This is a genomic window from Pseudomonas sp. Hp2, assembly GCF_006386585.1.
GTDB classification, from domain to species: Bacteria; Pseudomonadota; Gammaproteobacteria; order Xanthomonadales; family Xanthomonadaceae; genus Pseudomonas_S; species Pseudomonas_S boreopolis.
This window is the reverse complement of the sequence record NZ_VAHJ01000001.1, coordinates 236936-256199: the sequence shown is the minus strand read 5'-3', so window position 1 is coordinate 256199 and position 19264 is coordinate 236936. Positions and strand designations below refer to the sequence as shown.

At 68.3% G+C, this 19264-nt stretch carries 9 protein-coding genes; all 9 read left to right on the top strand.

The features are described from left to right. Window positions 1–84 precede the first annotated feature (84 nt). The 9 genes from FD678_RS01015 (at window position 85) to FD678_RS00975 (ending at window position 19236) form a co-directional block, all read left to right on the top strand. Window positions 85–1935 (top strand): DUF885 domain-containing protein, encoded by a 1851-nt coding sequence (locus tag FD678_RS01015; RefSeq protein ID WP_140718754.1) that lies wholly within the window; start codon window positions 85–87, stop codon window positions 1933–1935. Further along, the gene (locus FD678_RS01010) at window positions 1932–3767 is read left to right on the top strand and encodes a DUF885 domain-containing protein (RefSeq protein WP_140718753.1); all 1836 of its coding nucleotides are present in this window, start codon (window positions 1932–1934) and stop codon (window positions 3765–3767) included. Before FD678_RS01015 ends, FD678_RS01010 begins: the two co-directional genes overlap by 4 nt. A 62-nt stretch (window positions 3768–3829) precedes the next feature. Next, window positions 3830–5401, top strand: a complete 1572-nt coding sequence (locus FD678_RS01005) for an APC family permease (protein WP_140718752.1) — start codon at window positions 3830–3832, stop codon at window positions 5399–5401. A gap of 176 nt (window positions 5402–5577) precedes the next feature. Further along, window positions 5578–7959, top strand: coding sequence for a S9 family peptidase (locus FD678_RS01000; protein WP_177497493.1), 2382 nt, complete (start codon window positions 5578–5580; stop codon window positions 7957–7959). 89 nt (window positions 7960–8048) lie between these two features. Then, entirely contained in the window at window positions 8049–9605 is a 1557-nt protein-coding gene (locus FD678_RS00995) for a DUF5597 domain-containing protein (RefSeq protein ID WP_218569411.1), read from the top strand. A gap of 612 nt (window positions 9606–10217) precedes the next feature. After that, a complete protein-coding gene (locus FD678_RS00990; protein ID WP_140718749.1) occupies window positions 10218–11597 on the top strand; it encodes an MFS transporter in 1380 nt (459 codons plus the stop codon). 55 nt (window positions 11598–11652) lie between these two features. Beyond that, window positions 11653–13605, top strand: coding sequence for a glycoside hydrolase family 127 protein (locus FD678_RS00985; RefSeq protein WP_140718748.1), 1953 nt, complete (start codon window positions 11653–11655; stop codon window positions 13603–13605). 149 nt (window positions 13606–13754) lie between these two features. Further along, complete coding sequence (locus FD678_RS00980; protein WP_218569410.1) at window positions 13755–16028, top strand: hypothetical protein; 2274 nt, start codon at window positions 13755–13757, stop codon at window positions 16026–16028. A 427-nt stretch (window positions 16029–16455) separates the two neighbouring features. Continuing rightward, window positions 16456–19236, top strand: a complete 2781-nt coding sequence (locus FD678_RS00975; protein WP_140718746.1) for a TonB-dependent receptor — start codon at window positions 16456–16458, stop codon at window positions 19234–19236. The last annotated feature ends 28 nt before the right edge of the window (window positions 19237–19264 follow it).

Sequence of the window (19264 nt, the reverse complement as noted above, 5' to 3'; positions counted from 1 at the left end):
CCTCTCCCGCCTGCGGGAGAAGACGCCCGGAGGGCGGACGAGGGCACCTTCAAAAACGCTATCCCGACTTCCTGGAGAGACCGCATGCCACTGATTCGATCCGTCGCTGTTCCGCTGCTCGCCGCGGCCTTGCTCTCGGCCTGCGGCGCTTCCCAGCCCCCGGCCGCGCCGAAGGCGGATCCGGCCAGCACCGGCACCGCTTCCGAACAGGCGGCCCAGGCTTTCGACAAGCTCCTCGACGAGCAATGGCAGTACCAGCTCGAACACAGCCCGGAGTTCGCCAGCATCATCGGCGACAAGCGCTACAACGACCGCTGGAGCGATTATTCGCTGGCCGCGGTGGCGGCCGACCGCAGGGCCACGGCCGACTTCCTGCGGCGCTTCAAGGCGGTGGACGCCGCCGGCCTGGACGAACAGCGCCGGCTGAGCCAGCAGATGATGCTGCGCCAGCTGCAGGACCGGCTCGATTCGATCGACCTGAAGAACCACGAGATGCTGCTGGAACCGGTCGGCGGCATCCAGCTGGCATTGGCCGGCTATGGCGATGCGTTCCCGTTCGAGGAGGCCAAGGACTACCAGGACTGGATCAAGCGCCTGCAGGCGGTGCCGGCGCTGGTCGACCAGGTGATCGAGGCCTCGCGCCAGGGCGCGAAGGACGGCCTGGTGCAACCGCGCTACCTGCTGGAGAAGTTGCCCGGGCAGATCCGCAAGATCGCCGCGGCCAAGGGCGCCGACAGCCCGTTCGCCTCGCCGCTGAAGAAGCTCGAAAAGGCCGTGCCCGATCCCGCGCAGCGCGATGAACTGCGCAAGCAGGTGATCGCCGCGATCGACCAGCAGGTGCGTCCGGCCTACGAGAAGCTGGCCGCGTTCGTGCAGGACGAGTACGCGACGCAGGGGCGCGAGCATGAAGGGCTGTGGTCGCTGCCGGACGGCGACAAGCGCTATGCGTTCGCGGTCCGCACCCAGACCACCAGCGACAAGACCCCCGAACAGATCCACCAGATCGGCCTGCAGGAAGTGGCGCGGATCGAGGGCGAGATGACCGCGATCGCGACCTCGCTGGGCTACGAGGACCTGGCGAGCTTCCGCAAGGCGGTGGCGAGCGACAGGAAGCACTTCGCCAAGAGCAGCGGGCAGATCCTCGATCTCTATCGCGGCTACATCGCCGGGATGGAACCCGAGCTGCCCAGGCTGTTCGGCCGCCTGCCGAAGACGCCGCTGGAAGTGCGCGCGATGCCGGCGTACCGGCGCGAGGCGCCGGGCGCCGAGTACTGGCAGAGCAACCCGGAGGGCACCAAGCCGGCGATCGTGATGGTCAACGCCAACGATGCCACCGAGCGCACCCTGGTCAACATCGAGACCACCGCCTACCACGAGGGCGTGCCCGGCCACCACCTGCAGATCTCGCTGTCGCAGACCCTGCCGCTGCCGCCGTTCCGCCAGCAGGCCGGCTACAACGCCTTCATCGAGGGTTGGGCGCTGTATGCCGAGCGGCTGGGCAAGGAGGTCGGTTTCTTCAAGGACCCGTACAGCGACTATGGCCGGTTGTGCGGCGAATTGCTGCGCGCCAACCGGCTGGTGCTCGACACCGGCGTGCACTACAAGCGCTGGACGCGCCAGCAGATGGTGGATTTCTTCCACGCGCATCCGTCCGACGACGAGCCGAGCATCCAGGCCGAGACCGACCGCTACATCGTCTGGCCGGGCCAGGCACTGGGCTACAAGATCGGCCAGCTGGAGATCCTGGCGCTGCGCGCCAAGGCCGAGAAGGAACTGGGCGACAGGTTCGACATCCGCGCCTTCCACGACGCCATCCTCGGCGGCGGCGCGATGCCGCTGGACCTGCTGGATGCGCGCATCGACGCCTGGATCGAGCAGACCAAGCGCGCGCCGGCCGCATCGGCCGGCGGGTCCGGAAGCGAGGGGAAAGCATGAGCCGGCTGCACGCACTGCCTGCCGCCCTGTTCGTCGCGATCGCCGTGGCAGGGACTTCGGTCCCGGCCGCGGTCCGGGCAGAGCCGACCGGGGCCGAAGCCGCTGCCACGGAGGCCGCCACCCAGCGCTTCAAGGCCCTGTACCAGCGCGAGTGGGCGTGGCGGCAGCAGCAGTTCGCCGGTGCCGACGACGAGGACGGGCAGGGCGCGCCGGCCGACCACCTGCCCAGGGTCGATCCGGCCACGCAGCAGGTGCGCACGGCGTACTGGCAGCAGGTGATGAAGGAACTGGACGCGATTCCCCAGGACCAGCTGCCGCAGGCCGAGCAGGTCAACTACCAGGTCTACCGGCAGCAGATCGCGGTGTTCCTCGACCAGCAGCGCTTCCGCGCGTGGGAGATGCCGTTCAACAGCGACACCGCGTTCTGGAGCAACCTCGGCTTCACCGCGCGCGGCAGCTTCCACAGTGCGGAGGACTACCGCCGCTATCTCGGCCAGCTGGCCGACATCCCGCGCTACTTCGACGAGCAGATCGCCAACATGCGGGCCGGCCTGGCGCGCGGCTTCAGCCAGCCGCGGGTGACGCTGGACGGGCGCGACCAGTCGATCGCGGATGTGGCCCGGGCGACGGGCGAGGCCAACCTGTTCTACACGCCGTTCAAGCGGATGCCGGCGGCGATCCCGGCGGCCAAACAGGCCGAACTGCGCGGCCAGGCGCTGGCGGCGATCTCCTCCAGCGTGATCCCCGCCTATTCCAAGCTGCTGCGCTTCATGCGCGAGGAATACCTGCCCAAGGCGCGCACCACGCTGGCCGGCGAGGCGTTGCCGGACGGCAAGGAGTACTACCGCGCGCAGATCCGCGAATTCACCACGCTCGACCTCGACCCCGGGCAGATCCACGCGCTCGGATTGAAGGAAGTGGCGCGCCTGCGCAAGGAGATGGACGAGACCATCGCGGCCAGCGGCTTCGAGGCGCCGGCCGGCGAGCAGACGTTCCCGGCGTTCCTGCACTTCCTGCGCACCGATCCGCGGTTCTACCCCAAGAGCGCCGAGGAACTGCTCAAGGAGGCGGCGTGGATCGCCAAGAAGGTGGACGCCAAGGTCGGCGACTACATCGGGCGCCTGCCGCGCCGGCGCTTCGCGATCGAGCCGGTGCCGGCCGATCTGGCGCCGTTCTACACCGGCGGCCGCGGCGGCCCGGGCATCTACCTGGTCAATACCTACGACCTGCCGTCGCGCCCGCTCTACAACCTGCCGGCGCTCACGCTGCACGAGTCCTCGCCCGGGCATGCGCTGCAGATGCCGCTCGCGGCGGAGGACGCCACGCTGCCCGACTTCCGCCGCTACAGCTACATCTCCGCCTATGGCGAGGGCTGGGCGCTGTATTCGGAGTACCTGGGGCAGGAGATGGGCATGTACACCACGCCCTACGAGCGCTTCGGCTATCTCACCTACCAGATGTGGCGGGCCTGCCGGCTGGTGATCGACACCGGCATCCACCACGGCGGCTGGACGCGCGAGCAGGCCATCGCCTACCTGCGCGACAACACCGCGCTGAGCGAGCACGAGGTGACCACCGAGGTCGACCGCTACATCGCCTGGCCGGGGCAGGCGCTGTCGTACTACCTCGGCGAACTGAAGATCCTCGAACTGCGCCGCAAGGCCGAGACGGCGCTGGGCGAGAAGTTCGACATCCGCGCCTTCCACGATGCCGTGCTGCAGACCGGTTCGGTGCCGCTGCCGGTACTGGAGGCGCAAGTCGACCGCTTCATCGCGGATGGCGGCAAGTCGCCGTGGGCGGACAAGAACAAGTCCCAGGATGCTGCACTGTAGGAGCGGCTGAAGCCGCTCCCACGGGGTGGTCATGCCGGTTGTACCTTTTCCAGGGGAGATCCATGGCTGCACAAGGCAAGTTCCACAAGAGTCTGAGCCTGACCGACCTGACCTTCATCGGGCTGGGCTCGATCTTCGGTTCCGGCTGGCTGTTCGCCGCCAGTCATGTCTCGGCGATCGCCGGCCCGGCCGGCATCCTGTCCTGGGTGATCGGCGGCATCGCGGTGCTGCTGCTCGGGCTGGTGTACTGCGAACTCGGTGCTGCCTTGCCGCGCGCGGGCGGGGTGGTGCGCTATCCGGAGTACTCGCACGGCGCGCTGCTCGGCTCGCTGATGGGCTTCATCACCCTGATCGCGTTCTCCAGCCTGATCGCGATCGAGGTCGAGGCCTGCCGCCAGTACGCCGCGGCCTGGTTCCCGTCGCTGAGCCAGCCCGGCAGCACCCATCCGAGCCTGTCCGGCTGGCTGCTGCAGTTCGCGCTGCTGGTGCTGTTCTTCGGGCTCAACTACTTCAGCGTGAAGACCTTCGCGCTGGCCAACAACATCGTCAGCGTATTCAAGTTCGTGGTGCCGGTACTGGTGATCGTGCTGCTGCTGGCGCACTTCGACACCGGCAACCTGCACGTGCACGGTTTCGCGCCGTTCGGCGCGGCCGGCGTGGAGGCGGCGATCTCCGCCGGCGGCATCATCTTCGCCTACCTTGGGTTGACCCCGATCGTCTCGGTCGCCAGCGAGGTGCGCGAGCCGCAGCGCACGATCCCGATCGCGCTGATCCTGTCGGTGGCGTTGTCCACGGTGATCTACGTGCTGTTGCAGCTGGCCTTCCTGGGCGGCATTCCCGCCGACCATCTCGCCGATGGCTGGAGCGGCATCGACCGGACGTTCTCGCTGCCGTACCGCGACATCGCGCTGGCGCTGGGCATGGGCTGGCTGGCGGTGCTGGTGGTTTGCGACGCGGTGGTGTCGCCGAGCGGCACCGGCAACATCTACATGAACGCCACGCCGCGCGTGGTGTACGGCTGGGCGCGCAGCGGCGGGTTCCTGCCGGTGCTGACCCGGATCGACGCGAAGTCGGGCATCCCGCGTCCGGCGCTATGGCTGAGCTTCGCCCTGTCGGTGTTCTGGACGTTGCCGTTCCCGTCGTGGGAGACGCTGATCAACGTGGTCTCGGCGGCGCTGGTGCTCAGCTACGCGGTCGCGCCGGTGACCGTGGCGGCGCTGCGGCGCAGCGCGCCGGCGCTGGCGCGACCGTTCCGGGTGAGCGCGTTCGGCGTGATCGGGCCGCTCTCGTTCGTGATCGCCGCCTTGATCGTCTACTGGTCGACCTGGAAGACCTTGTCGTGGCTGCTGGGACTGCAGGTGCTGGCGTTCGCGGCCTACGTGGCGTACCGGCTGCCGTCGCGCGAGGCCCGGCCGCGCCTGCTGCGCCAGGTGCGCGGCTCGTCGTGGCTGATCGGGTTCTACGTGCTGGTGATGGCCGTGTCGTACCTGGGCACCTTCGGCGGCATCGGCGCGATCGCGCACCCGTGGGACACGCTGGCGGTGGCGGCCATCGCGCTCGGCGTCTACCACTGGGGCGCGCGGACCGGCTTGCGCAGCGACGAGCTGGCGCTGGAAGAGGACGACGGGGAATAGTTTCTGCATTTGCTGGAGCGGCTTCAGCCGCGATGGGACTTGCATGCGAATCCCTCGCAAAAGCCCGCACATCCATGTGCGGGGATTCAAAGGGGCGAGCCCCCATCGCGGCCGATGGCCCCAGGCCACGTAGACCTGCTCCCGCAGGAGCATGATCGGAGATGTCGGGAAAGCCCATGAGAAGCGTCTTTGCTGCATTGCTGCTGGGCTGGCTGGGTATGGCCCATGCCGGCCCTGCGCCGGCCGACTACACGCGCTCGCTGGGTCTGCGTGAAGCCTGGAGCGGCCTGACCCGCGATGTCGCGTTCCCGGCGCAGTGGCGCGACGACGGGCGTTTCTACTACCGCAAGACGGTCGAAGGCGGCTTCGCCTTCGTGCTCGGCGATCCGGGCGGCGATGCGATGCAACCGGCGTTCGATGCGGCACGGTTGGCGCGGGCGCTGTCGGAAGCCAGCGGCCACGCCTATGCGCCGTCGCAGTTGCCGTTCGACCGCTTCGACTACGTCGCGGCTGGCGGCGACCCGCATGGCGCGATCCGTTTCGATATCGGTTATGCACCGTGGCGCTGCAGCCTGGCCGACTATGCCTGCGCGCCCGTGCAGGACAAGACGCGGCCGCGCGCCTTCGGCGTGGTGCGCGACCTGCGCGTGCCGGCCGACGACACGCCGCGCCGCTCGCCGGACGGGCGATGGGAGGCGTATGTCGATGGCCTTGGCGTGGCGCTGCGCCGCGTTGCGGATGGCCAGGTGCGGCGGCTCTCGAATGGCGGCTCCTGTGCGAATCCCTCGCAGGAGCCGCATACGTCCGTGTGTGCGGATTCTTCCTGTGCGAGTCCCTCGCAGGAGCGGCGCACATCCCTGTGCACGGATTCTTTCTACGATCCGGAAAGCATCGCCTGGGCGCCGGATTCGCGGCATTTCGCGTTGTACCGGGTCAAGCCCGGCTATCCGCGGTTGGTGACGCGGGTGGAGTCCTCGCCCTCGAACCAGTTGCAACCGATCGTGCGTACCCAGCTGTACCCCAAGCCGGGCGATGCGGTCGACATCGAGCGGCCGGTGCTGTTCGGCGTGGACGGCACGCGGCGCGAGATCGACGATGCGCTGTTCGCCAACCCGTATTCGCTGTCGCCGATCCAGTGGCGCCGGGACGGTGCCAGTTTCAGCTTCCAGTACGTGCAGCGTGGCTTCCAGCGGGTGCGCGTGATCGCGGTGGACGCCGCCAGCGGCAAGGCGCGTGCAGCGGTCGAGGAGGATGCGAAGACCTTCGTGTATGCCGACCGGACCTTCGCCCACGAGGTCGACGGCCTGGGCAAGGAGATCGTCTGGATCTCCGAACGCGACGGCTGGCGCCATCTGTACTTGATCGATGGCAACCGCGGGCGCGTGAAGCGGGCGATCACCCACGGCGACTGGGTGGTGCGCGAAGTGCTGAGGGTGGACGACCGTCAGCGCCGGATCTGGTTCTTGGCCAGCGGCATGGACGCGGGCAAGGATCCGTACCATCGCCAGCTGTTCGCGGTCGATTTCGACGGATCGCACCTGGACCGGCTGACGCAGGCCGATGCCGACCACGACGTGGCGATCTCCGGCGACGGCCAATGGTACGTGGATGTGTACTCGCGTCCTGACCTGGCGCCGGTCGCCGAACTGCGTCGCATCGACGGCACGCTGGTGCGGACGCTGGAGCGCGGCGACATCTCGCGCCTGCTCGCGGCCGGCTGGAAGCCGCCGCAGAGTTTCGTCGCCAAGGGCCGCGACGGCAGGACCGACATCTGGGGCATGGTGGTGCGGCCGCGCGATTACGATCCCGCGAAGAAGTACCCGGTGATCGAGAACATCTACGCCGGCCCGCACGATTCGTTCGTACCGAAGACGTTCTGGCCTTTCGGCTACCACTCCGGCGGGGACAAGCAGATCGGCATGCAGGCGCTGGCCGACCTGGGCTTCATCGTGGTGATGATCGACGGCATGGGCACCGCCAACCGTTCCAAGGCCTTCCACGACGTGGCCTGGAAGAACCTGGGCGACTCGGGCTTCCCCGACCGCATCGCCTGGCACAGGGCGCTGGCGGCGCGGGACCCGTCCTACGACATCGCGCGCGTCGGCATCTACGGCGCTTCGGCGGGCGGGCAGAGCACGCTGGGCGCGCTGGAGCGGCACCCGGATTTCTACAAGGCCGGCGTGGCGATGGCCGGCTGCTACGACAACCGCATGGACAAGATCAGCTGGAACGAGCAGTGGATGGGCTGGCCGGTGGACGACGGCTACGCGCGCGCCTCCGGCGTGGTCAACGCCGGCAAGCTGCGCGGAGACCTGTTGCTGGTCGTCGGTGAGCAGGACAGCAACGTCGATCCGGCCTCGACCGCACAGGTGGTCGGTGCGTTGATCGCCGCGGGCAAGGATTTCGAGCTGCTGAACGTGCCGGGCGGCGAGCACGCGGTGGGCCGCTCCAGCGGGCCGGTCGACTATGTCACACGCCGCATGTACGACTTCTTCGTGCGCCATCTGCAAGGCGCGCAGACACCCCACTGGAATTCGCTCGAGGAAAGCCCGCAATGAAGCCCGTCATCAGGAGTACGGCAGGGACCCCAGTCCCGGCGCTTGCCCGGCAGATCCCGTCGGGACTGAAGTCCCTCCCACAACGGATCTTGCCGGTTCTGCTGCTGCTGTTGCCGCTGCTGGCATGGGCCGAGGAGATCCCGCGTTACGTCACCGAGAACGGCCGCCATGCGCTCTACGTGGACGGCGCGCCCTACCTGGTCCTCGCCGCGCAACTGCACAACTCCAGCGCCTGGCCGGCGGTATTGCCCAAGGCGATGGACGAGGCCAAGGCGCTGAACGTCAACACCATCGAGGCGCCGGTGTACTGGGAACAGTTCGAGCCCGAGCCCGGCCGCTACGACACCGCCAACGTGGATGCGTTGATCGCCCAGGCGCGCAAGCGCGGGGTGCGACTGGCGCTGCTGTGGTTCGGCACCTGGAAGAACGGCCAGATGCACTACGTGCCGGAATGGATCAAGCGCGACGATGCGACCTATCCACGCATGCGCGATGCGGACGGCGAACCGATCGACGTGCTGTCGCCGCATGCGCCGGCCAGCCTGGAAGCCGACGCGCGCGCGTTCGCCGCGTTGATGCGCCACCTGCGCAAGGTGGACGGCGGCAAGCGCACGGTGATCCTGGTGCAGGTCGAGAACGAGCCGGGTGCGATCGGCAGCGTGCGCGACCATGGCCCGCTGGGCGAGGCCGCGTTCGCACGGCCGGTGCCGGCGCAGATCGCGGCGAAGCTCGGCAAGCCGGCCGGTACCTGGCGGCAACTGTTCGGCAGCGAGGCGGCCGAGGCGTTCAACGCCTACAGCACCGCCGCCTACATCGAGCAGGTGGCCGCCGCCGGCAAGCGCGAGTACCCATTGCCGATGTACGTGAACACCTGGCTGCGCTACAAGGGCAAGCGTTATCCGGGGCTGGACTATCCGTCCGGCGGCGCCACGGTCAACGTGTTCGAACTGTGGCGCGCGGCCACGCCGTCGATCGATTTCGTCGGTACCGACCTGTACACCAGCGATTACAACGAGTTCACCAAGGTCGTCGGCCAGTACGCCCGCCCGGACAATCCGGCCTGGATCTCCGAAACGGGATTCGAGGCCGCGACCGCGCCCTTCCTGTTCCACGTGCTGGGGCAGGGCGGGATCGGTTTCTCGGTGTTCGGTGTCGACGGCAATGCCGACAGCGAGGACAACCGCGCGGCGATCGCCGCGCATGCGGCCAGCTTCGGCCAGTTGGCGCCGATCGACCGCCTGCTGGCCATGGCCAATGCCGAAGGCCGGTTGCAGGCGGTCACCGAGCAGCCGGGCCAGCCGCAACGGACACTGGTTTTCGACGACTGGCAGGTCAAGGTGTCGTTCGGTGCGCCGTATTGGGGCGATGCACCGCCGATCCTGCCGGGCAATGCCGATCACGGCGGGCGCCTGCTGGTGGTGCGGCTCGGGGAGGGCGAGTTCCTGGTGACCGGCTTCGCCGCGCGTGCCGAGTTCTCGCGGGTGGCCGCCGATGGCCGGCGCGGGCAGGTGTTGCGGGTGGAGCAGGGCCGGTATGTGGATGGGCGCTGGCAGTTCGAGAGGGTGCTCAATGGGGACCAGACCGACTACGGGCTCAATTTCCGTGCGTCCGATCCGCCGGTGTTGCGGGTCAGGGTGGGGGTCTAGGGGGATCCGACCGGACTTTTCCGGTATTGCTTGGGTGGTGGTTTCTCCCGTTCACGGGAGAAGGCGCCCGAAGGGCGGATGAGGGGCTTCGGCTTTTCCGCTTTTGCTCCAGGAGCAAAGGCTTTGGTCCCTTGGGCGAGCCACTGCTGCGTCGCCGCGAATGGGCTCCGCTAAGTCAAGGGCGAAAAACCGAGCCGCGCGCGACAGCCGCGGCCATTCCCGCTCATGAATGCCGACATGTCCCGGCATCCCGGTCCGGGTAAGGCATGAGGTGCCGCGGCTTGTGCCGAAAGCCGCATGGGGGCCGTCGTCCTGCAACAAGACAGCCGAGGCCACGGGCCGCAAGATCGAAGCGGCATGGCGGGAGCCATGGGAACCGGAAAAGCAGTCGAGGGCCGAATTCCGGCGGTATTCCAAAGGGCTGGACGGGAATATGCCGGGATACGCGTGCAGCGGGGATGGCGCCGCGACGCGCTGGCGACGATGGCGTCGGGTCGCGTTGGTTATGCGATTTGCCGCGCTGCCGCAGTTCCGGAGCTTGCGCCCGCGCGGCGGTCTGGTTGAAGAACACTTCGGCGCGCGACGTTCGCGCCGGGGCCTGGGAGGGCCAGGATGGATGCTTCGGCGAATCCGGCGGCACCGGAGACGACAGCTCGGCTGCCGCTGTACGAAAAAGTGGGCTATGGCCTGGGCGATGCCGGCGGCACCGTCGTTACCTGCCTGATCATGAGCTTCCTGAATTTCTACTACACCGATGTCGCCGGCCTGGCGCCGGCGGCGGTGGGGGCGATGTTCCTGGTGGTGCGCGTGCTCGATGCGGTGGCGGACCCGTTGATGGGCATGCTGGCCGACCGCACCCGCAGCCGCTGGGGACGCTACCGGCCCTGGCAGCTGTGGATGGCGCTGCCGGTCGGCGCGGCCGGGGTGTTGGCGTTCAGCGTGCCGGGGCTGGGCGAAACCGGCCGGCTGGCCTGGGCCTGCGCTACCTACTTCCTGCTGTCGCTGGGGTACACCGCGGTCAACGTGCCGTACTGCGCGATGATCAACGCCATCACCACCTCGCGCCGGGAAATACTGGCTTTCCAGTCCTGGCGCTTCACCTTGTGCGGAGTCGCATCGCTGCTGGTCTCGGTGGGCCTGCCTTGGCTGGTGCAGGCGCTGGGCCGCGGCGACGCCAAGCGCGGCTACAGCCTGGGCGTGGCGGTGGTCTGCGCGCTGGCGGTGGCGATGCTCCTGGCCTGCTTCGCCAGCGTGCGCGAGCGCGTGCCGCTGCCGCGCGAACGCGCCGGGCTGCGCGGGCGGTTGGCGACCGTGCTGGGCAACGACCAGTTGCGCCTGACCATGCTGATGTCGTTCCTGTTGATCAACGTGATGAACCTGCGCGGCGGCGGCTATCTGTACTTCGCGACCTACGTGCTCGGCGGCGGCACGCGCTATGCCTCGATGTTCCTCGGACTGGTCGCGCTCGCGGCGATCGCCGGCGCGATGCTGGCCACGCCGCTGGCGCGCGGGCGCGACACCCTGCGCCTGTACATCGGCATCAACCTGTTGCTGGCGGCGACGTCGCTGGCGATGTGGTACCTGCCGGCCGGGCCATCCTGGCAGGGGCTTTGGCTGGGCGTGGTGTTCGCCAACGGCACCGTCCTGGGGCTGACCTTGCCGCTGCATTTCGCGCTGCTGGCGTATGCCGACGATTACGGCGCATGGAAGTCGGGGCAACGCAATTCGGGCCTCAACTTCGCCCTCAACCTGCTGGCGATCAAGCTGTCGTGGGCGGCCAGCGCCGGGATCATCGCGGCGGTGCTGTACCTGGTCGCCTACCAGCCCAACGTGCCGCAGAGCGCATTGTCGCGCCAGGGCATCACCGCATTGGAAACACTGATCCCGGCCGCGCTGCATCTGCTGCTGGCACTGGCTGCGCGCTTCTGCACGCTGGACGAGCCGTGCATGCGCCGCGTCGCCGCGGACCTGGACCGGCGGGCCGCCGCCTGAGCCGCTCGCTGCATCCCACCCCCTTTCGCCGAATCGAACGCACAGGAAATACCGCATGCCGGGCATCCAGGACCCCCAGCTGAAACAGATCGCATTGACCGCGCCGTTCTGGAGCGGCTACCAGGCGCTGGTGCGCGACGTGGTGGTGCCTTACCAATGGCTGGCGCTCAACGACCGCGTCCCGGATGCGGAACCGAGCCACGCCATCGCCAATTTCCGCATCGCCGCCGGGCGCGAGCAGGGCGATTTCCGCGGCATGATCTTCCAGGACAGCGACGTGGCCAAGTGGCTGGAGGCGGTCGCCTACCTGCTGGTGCAGCAGCGCGACCCTGCGTTGGAGCGCACCGCCGACGAGGTGATCGACCTGGTCGCCGCCGCCCAGCAGCCGGACGGGTATCTCAATACCTACTTCACCCTGAAGGCGCCGGCCGAGCGTTGGAGCAACCTGGCCGAATGCCACGAGCTGTACTGCGCCGGGCATCTGTTCGAGGCCGGCGTGGCGTATTTCCAGGCCACCGGCAAGCGCACGCTGCTGGAGGTGTGCTGCCGGTTCGCCGACCATATCGATGCGGTGTTCGGCACCGGGCCGGGCAAGCTGCAGGGCTACCCCGGGCATCCGGAGGTCGAGCTTGCGCTGCTGCGCCTGTACGAAGCCACGGGCGAGGAACGCTATCGCGCATTGGCGCGCTACTTCATCGACCAGCGCGGCAGCCGGCCGCACTGGTACGACATCGAGCACGAAAGGCGCGGCGGCGTCTCGTACTGGGACAACCATGGCAAGGACTGGATGGTGCGCGACAAGGCCTACAGCCAGGCGCACCTGCCGCTGGTCGAACAGCAGCACGCCACCGGCCATGCGGTGCGCTTCGTCTACCTGCTGGCCGGCGCGGCGCACCTGGCGCGGCTGGACGGCGACGCCGCCAAGCGCGAGGCCTGCCTGCGCCTGTGGCACGACATGAGCGCGCGGCAGATGTACGTGACGGGCGGCATCGGCGCGCAGGGTTGGGGGGAATCCTTCACCAGCGCGTACGACCTGCCCAACGACAGCGCCTATGCGGAAAGCTGCGCCGGCGTGGGGCTGATGATGTTCGCAAAGCGCATGCTGCAGATGGAGGGCGAGGCCGGCTACGCCGACGCGATGGAGCGGGCGTTGTACAACGTGGTGCTGGCAGGCATGTCGCTGGACGGGAAGGCGTTCTTCTACGTCAACCCGCTGGAGACGGTGCCGCGCGCGATGGCGGCCAACCATGCCTACGACCACGTGAAGCCGACGCGCCAGCGCTGGTTCGGCTGCGCCTGCTGCCCGCCCAACATCGCCCGCCTGATCGCTTCGCTGGGACACTACGTCTACACCAGCCGCGCCGAGGCGCTGCACGTGGACCTGTACGTCGGCGGCGAGGCGTGGTTCGAACGCGACGGCGTTCGCTTCGGCCTGCGCCAGCGCACCGATTATCCCTGGGATGGGCGCGTCGAGATCGAGGTCCTGGCCGAGCAGGCCTTCTCCACCGCGCTGGCATTGCGCCTGCCGGACTGGTGCGGGCAGCCGCGGTTGCAGCTCAACGACGAGGACGTGCCGCTGCAGGTGCGCAAGGGCTACGCCTGGCTGGAGCGCGAATGGCGGCCCGGCGATCGCCTGCGGCTGGAGCTGCCGATGCCGGTGCGGCGGATCGGCGCGCACCCGCGCCTGCGCCAGGCGGCTGGCAAGGTCGCCCTGCAGCGCGGACCGCTGGTCTATTGCCTGGAGGAGGCCGACAACGGCGCCGACCTGCACCAGCTGGCGCTGCCGGCGGACGCGGCGCTGGTGCCGGTCGCCGGCGATGGCGTGTTCGCGGGCATGACGCTGGTCGAGGCCGATGGCCTGCGGCGCGAGCCGCAGGGGCGGGAAGCGCTGTACCGCTATGATCCGCCGCCCGCACGCGCGCGATCGCAGCGATTGCGGTTCGTGCCTTACTTCGCCTGGGCCAACCGCGGCGAGGGCGAAATGCGGGTGTGGCTGGACGCGGGTTGAGCGGACCGCGAACGGCGGTTTTTCGAACGGCCAGGTCGCCGGGCGGCGCCGGCCCGATCTTTTCGAGAGGAGCGTGACAGGTGGACCGGAGACAGTTCTTGCGTGGAGGCGTCGGCGTCACTGCCGGGACCATGGTGTGGGGATGGCAAATGCCGGCGATCGCCGGCGCAGCGGAGGGGATGGCATCGCCGGCGCTCTCGCCGCCGCGCGACCCATTGCCCGAGCATGCGAAGTTGCTCGAGTTCGACCACCGGGGCCGGCGCTGGAGCGTGCACGAGGACCTGCGCACGCCGCAGGGTTCGCTGGTGCTGGCCTGCGCCGAGGGCGTGCTCGACCTGGGCAAGCGCACCGAGGCGGTGTGGGGCAGCGACCGGCCGCCGTATTTCGGCATGAAGCTGGCCGAAGTGGCCATGGCCGAGGCCGACCTGCTCGCCGACCGATTGCTGCGCGACGGCGACCCACGCGAGGACGAGGTACGCGACGCCGCACCGCCGCCGGCCTCGCGCCTGGATCCTAAGGACTACAACGGCCGCCTGCCGTGGACCACCTTCGTCGGGACCGTGCAGGGCAACGACACCATGCAGGTCTATCCGGACGGGCGCACCCGCACCTACCGGGCGATCCAGTACTTCCCCGAGCTGGGCGAGGCCGGCAAGATCGCCCGCCGCGAGGAGGGCCTGCTCGGCGGCTGGCTCCCGGCGGTGCACAAGGTGGTGCCGGCCGGCGAGGGCCGCTGGTACGACCTGATCGTGTTCGCCGACGTGAATGCGCACGACCGCTTCGTCGTGCAGACCTGGCACCGCGCGGTGCTGGTCGAGAACGGCAAGGCGGCCAGGACCGTCTACGGCTACAGCTATCCGGAGTACCCGCCGCGCCGCAACGGCGCCAGCGCCGAGGACTTCTACCGCGGCCTGCTCGATTTCGCCGGCTATTGGCAGGCGCGCGTGGCCGATGCCGCCGAGGCGCAGTTGCCCGACCCGAGCTGGGCCGACATGGCGCGCTTCGCCTTCGCGCGCGAACTGGTGGTACGCCCGGCCGGGGTCTATCCCAAGTACGGCGCGGTCGACCGCGACTACTACGGCAACGAGTACGACGGCTTCCAGGACACCTTCACCAGCTCGCTGTACGCCAACCTGGAGTGGGGCCGCTTCGCCCAGGCCGCGGCGGTGCTCGACAACTACCTGTCCGAGTACACCCAGGCCGACGGCATGATCAACATGCGCGGCCCGGAGACCGGCCAGTTCGGCCTCACCCTGTCGCTGCTGGCGCGTTACCTGCGCTATACCGGCGACGCCGCGCTGCTGCGCAAGCATCGCGGCAAGATCGCCGCCACCGCGCAGATCCTGGCCGAACTGCACGATGCCGCGCTGGCGCTGCCGAAGAACGACCGCGGCCATGGACTGATCCATGGCTGGAACGAGTCCGATGCCTGCCTGTATCCCGATCCGTCGCTGTGGTGGAAGCCGTACTTCGCCAACAGCGCGTTGGCGATCCGCGGCTGGGAGGACATCGCCGCGGTATGGACCTCGCTCGGCGGCAGCGGCACCGAGGCCGCGCAGTGGCGCGCGCGCGCGAAGCGGCTGCGCGAGCGCCTGCTGCAGAGCATCCGCGCCAACGTGCGCCGGGACCTGTCGCCGCCGTACATCGGCCCGCTGCCGGGCGCCACGCAGACCTTCCGCGAGGCGATGTCGCAGGAGGACCCGAGCAAGAGCGAGCAGCTCTGGTCGCACCGCGTCTATGCCGAACTGCTGCAGGCCGACGTGCTGCCGGAAGACCTCGCCAACCTGGTGATCGATTGCCTGCGCGGCCACGGAGGCACCACGCTCGGCATCGTTTCCAACATCTGGAAGCCGACGCCGGAAGGGCGCGACATCCTAGGCTTCATTTCCTACGGCTATGCGCAGCAGCTATTGCGCCTGGACAGGATCGAGGAATACCTGTTGTTCCTGTACGCGCATCGCTACCAGGCGCATACGCGCGGCAGCTGGACCGCCGGCGAGGTGGCCGGCATCACCGGTGGCATGCCGCTGTTCTGCATGCCGGCGCAGATGACCGTGCCGCTGCTGTTGCGCTGGATGCTGGCGTTCGACCAGGGCGACGCGCTGTACCTGGCGCGCGCGCTGCCGCGCGACTGGCTCGCCAGCGGCAGGCCGGTCGCGCTGCGCGGCGCGCCGACGCCATGGGGGCGCGCCAGCCTGCACCTGCAGGCCGATCCGGCACGGGGCACGATCGAAGGACGCGTCGAACTGCCGGAACGCGCGCCGTCGCGGGCCTGGCTCAGTCTGCGGGTGCCGGCGGGCAAGCGCCTGGTCGAAGTGAGCGTCGATGGCCGTCCTGCCGTTCCCGCCGGTCCGCAGCGCGATCGCGTTGCGTTGCCGGTGAAGGCGGGCGGCAGCGTGATGGTACGGGCGCGATATGCCTGAATCCGTATGCGCCGGATCCGGATTTGATATCGCATGACCGAGGCGGATCCCGTATTCGGCTCTTGGATATCCATGGATATCCAAGAGCCGGGCCGCCGGGAAATCCTCCCGCCGTTCGACGGCATGGAGGGAAGATCCGCGGGACGCCGAACCCGCTGCGGAAAGTGCGGATTTCCGCATCCTTCTTCGCTATTTGCGTCAAGACGTTTGCGCTGTCGTTACCGGAACATGAATTCCACGTGGGGGAAGGCGTGAGGGTTCCCAGGCACGCACCACGGGCGCGGTAATTCGCCGATCCACGCCGCGTCGCCGTTCCGAAGTTCCGTTGCACATCGACCATCCCGCTTCCGGCGCCATGCGCCGGGACGGGGTCGTTCGGCCCGAATTCCAGCGTTCCCTTAGCCAGAATCGCCAGAGGAATCCTCCGATGTCGCCCAGTTCCGCTGTTCCCGTCCCGCACGTCGCCGCGTTCCGCGCCGCAAGGCATTCGTGTCCATTGACGCTGGCGATCCTGCTGGCGATGAGTGCGGCCGCGCCCGCGGCGCACGCGCAGGAGGCCGGCGACGACCGGTCGCAAGACAACAAAAAGGCCAAGCAGCTCGACACGGTGACCGTGACCGGCTCGCACATCCGCCGCGTCGACATGGAGACCGCGAGCCCGGTGGTCACGATCGACCGCCAACGCATCGAGGACAGCGGCAAGGCGACGGTCGGCGACATGCTGCAGAGCCTGCCGGTGATGTCCGGCATCCAGACCAACACTTCGATCAACAGCGGTTTCAGCCATGGCCGCGCGTTGGTCTCGCTGCGCGGGCTGGGGCCGGAACGCACCCTCGTGCTACTCAATGGCCATCGCATGACCGGCCCGGCCAGCAGCGTCGCCGCCGCGCCCGGCGTGGACGTGAATTCGATCCCCGCGGCGATGGTCGACCACATCGAGGTGCTGACCGCCGGTGCCTCGGCGATCTACGGTTCCGATGCGATCGGCGGCGTGGTCAACATCATCCTCAAGAACGGCTACGACGGCGGGGCGGTCGAGGCCGACTACGGCATCAGCGGCCATGGCGACGCGGCCCGCCGCAACTTCGCGGTGGAATGGGGCAAGACCTGGAGCCGCGGCAGCGTGATGCTGGCGCTGAGCCACAACTCGCAGAACGCGCTCTACAACCGCGACCGCGGCTTCGCGAAGAGCCAGCTCAGCTACAACAACGGCGTGATCGGCGACATGACGGGCAGCAATACCCGTGCCGTGCTGGGCGACGGAACGCGGCTGACGCCGAACTACGACGTGGGCGCCGGCGCCCTGACCGCCGCGGACTACCATGCGTTCGGCACCGATTCGCGCGACCGCTACAACTACTACGATTCCCAGTACATGATCACGCCCGGGGACCGCACCAACTTCTCGATGCGCGCCACCTGGGACATCACCGACGGCATCCAGGCCTATGCCGACCTGCTGTGGACGCACAGCAAGACCACCTCGCACCTGCAGCCCTATGGCATCAGCGCGGCCGGGCTGGGCGCCGACGTCGCCGGCAATCCATACAATCCGTTCGGTTCGGACCTCAGCGACTACATCCTTCGCACGCCGGTCTTCAGCCGCAAGTACGTCTCGTCGATGGCGCAGACCAACGCCGTCGCCGGCCTGCGCGGCAGCTTCGGCGATTCGAGCTGGCAGTGGGACGCCAGCGTCGGCTACGCCAGCTACAAGGACAAGCTGGTGCGCTACGGCTTTGCGGTCACCTCCGAGCTGGTCGACGTGCTCGAAACCGGGAACGTCTTCAACCCGAACGACCCGGACACCCTTGCCGCGCTCCGGTCGACCCTGCTGCCGGTGGACCTGAAGGACGAGAGCACCTCGAAGAACATCAACCTGGCCACCAATGGCACGCTGTTCGCGCTCCCGGCCGGCGAAGTGAAGGCCGCCTTCGGACTGGAATACCGCAGGAACGATTTCCACCAGGGCACGCAGAGTTCGGTCGCGATGGCCGATGCGTACGGCGCCTGCGACTACATGGACGGCTGCATCATGAAGCAAGGACACGCCGAGACCCTGAAGGAAGCCTATGCCGAGCTGCTGGTGCCGATCCTGTCGGACCTGCCGCTGGCGCATTCGCTGAGCCTGGACATCGGCAGCCGCCTGTCCGACTACAGCGCCTGGGGCCGTACCACCAACAGTTCGCTGGCGCTGGAATGGCGCCCGGTCTCCGACCTGCTGGTGCGCGCCACGGCCGCCGAAGTGTTCCGCGCGCCGGCGCTGGGCGACTTGTACGGTTCGCCCTACCAGGGCATCAACGATGCCGGAAGCTACTACGATCCATGCGAGCACTACACCGGCGGCGCCGGTGCCGGCGGCTGCCAGAACGTGCCGGCGGACGGCAGCTTCGTCAACACCGGCACGATGACCGTGATCGTCACCGGCGACGCCAACGCCGGATTCGACCTCAAGCCGGAATCCGGCCATTCCTACGACGTGGGATTGGTGTACGACCCGGATTGGTTGCCGGGCTTCTCGGTGAGCTTCGATGCCTGGAAGGTCAAGCTGGAGAACATGATCAGCGGCACCGGCTACGAGCAGGTGCTCGATCGCTGCTACCAGGGCGAAGCTGCCTACTGCGCGCTGGTGACGCGCAGCGCGACGGGCCAGTTGGTCAGCGTGACCGTGCCGTACTCGGTGAACCTCGACAAGGTCGAAATCCGCGGCTACGACTTCGCCACCAAATACCAGCTGGAGACCGATCGCTGGGGCCGTTTCCAGCTCGGCCTGGATGCGACGCTGATGTCGAAGTACCTGGTCGGCGACGACGGCCACAACTACGTCGGCGAGACCTCCAGCTACGGCAACCTGCCGCGCCTGAAGGCCAACCTCAACCTGGGCTGGGACTATGGCGACTGGCATGCCGCCTGGACGATGCGCTACATCGGTTCCAGCGTGGTCGGCAGTGCTTACGAGGGCTACTGCAACAATACCGACGCGAGCGGCAATTGCGTTTACTTCGACGTGCCTGCCTACGTCTACAACGACCTGACCGTCAATCGCAAGTTCAAGTCGCTCGGCCTGACCGCGACGATCGGCGTGGACAATGCCTTCGACAAGAAACCGCCGATCTATTACGGGTATTACTCCAACGCTTCCAACACCGATGCCTGGACCTACAACACGATCGGCCGCTATTTCTGGGGCAAGGTGAGGTGGGAGTTCTGATCCGAGCGTCGAGGGAGCTCGTCATCCC